The sequence below is a fragment of the Acinetobacter sp. 197 genome (genome assembly GCF_048148385.1).
Classification (GTDB): Bacteria; Pseudomonadota; Gammaproteobacteria; order Pseudomonadales; family Moraxellaceae; genus Acinetobacter; species Acinetobacter pecorum.
This window is the reverse complement of record NZ_JAYWZK010000034.1, coordinates 1-1,192: the sequence shown is the minus strand read 5'-3', so window position 1 is coordinate 1,192 and position 1,192 is coordinate 1. Positions and strand designations below refer to the sequence as shown.

At 40.4% G+C, this 1,192-nt stretch carries 1 protein-coding gene; it reads left to right on the top strand.

Features of this window, described 5'->3' with window-relative positions; translation table 11 throughout:
- The first annotated feature begins 176 nt into the window (after positions 1-176).
- Positions 177-1,172, top strand: coding sequence for an IS4 family transposase (locus VXQ11_RS15590; RefSeq protein ID WP_111034557.1), 996 nt, complete (start codon positions 177-179; stop codon positions 1,170-1,172).
- The last annotated feature ends 20 nt before the right edge of the window (positions 1,173-1,192 follow it).

Below are 1,192 nucleotides of genomic sequence, written 5' to 3'. Positions count from 1 at the left end.
TCTCTGCACACGACAAAAAAACAAAAAAGTCTGTTAAAGCAAAGGCATAATAGTAATTTTTAAGACGAATCAGACCATGCCAAACTTTAACAGACTTAGTGAAACTTTAACCCAAAACCTGAGCATGAACAAGGCAAGAATCAATTGTTTGAGCCTAATGATAATAGCCCTGATTACTGCTCAAAGCAGTAATCTTAAAAAAAATAGCAAGACACCTTCCTAAGGGTGGCAAGACCGACAGTCACTATCGCAGACTACAGCGATTTTTTGCCGAAGCGAGGATAGACTACGATCAACTGGCTTTAATGATATATCGACTATTTGGGCTAGGCAAAGTCACCTTAACCATTGACCGCACCAACTGGAAATGGGGTAAAAGTAACCTCAACATCTTTATGTTAGGGGTGGTATATAAAGGGATAGCCATCCCCTTATACTGGCACATGCTAGATAAGCGAGGTAATACAAACCATCTTGAACGCTGTGAACTTATTGAGCGGTTTATCAAACAATTTGGCAAAGATAACCTTGAGATGATAGTAGCAGACAGAGAGTTTGTTGGCGAAAAATGGTTTAACTGGCTCACCAATAATCACATACCCTTTGCCATACGGATTAAGAAGAACAGTAAAGTTAAGAATCATCATGGCAAGTTGGTACAGATTAAAGAGTTATTACGCCATGTTAGCCATCAAGAAACATATCGACATGGACGAATACTGACTGTCGATGGTTGTTTGGTTCGAGTATTTGCCAAGCGTGATAAAGACTATGGTTTAGTGATTGTGGCCACCAATCAACTAGAAACAGTGGATGCGATGACAAGCTATGCTAAGCGTTGGGAGATTGAGACTTTATTTGCTTGTCTAAAGGGCCGTGGCTTTAATCTTGAAGATACCCACTTAACCCATCTTGATCGGGTCAGTAAATTAGTCGCAGTGAACGCCTTAGCATTTTGTTGGGCTTATCATGTCGGTATTTATAAAGACAAAGATAAGCCGTTAAAACGCAAGTTGAAGTCAAACGCTCGACCTCAAGCCAGTTTGTTTGCGCTTGGTCTGGATGTGTTGATTGAGGGCCTTCACTTGGTGTTCTTTAACAATGATAAGACTGTATTTCGACAGTTAGTTAGCTTTTTAACCCCTAAACCTATGAAAATCGGGTGGGGATGATTTTTTTGTCGTGTGCAGAG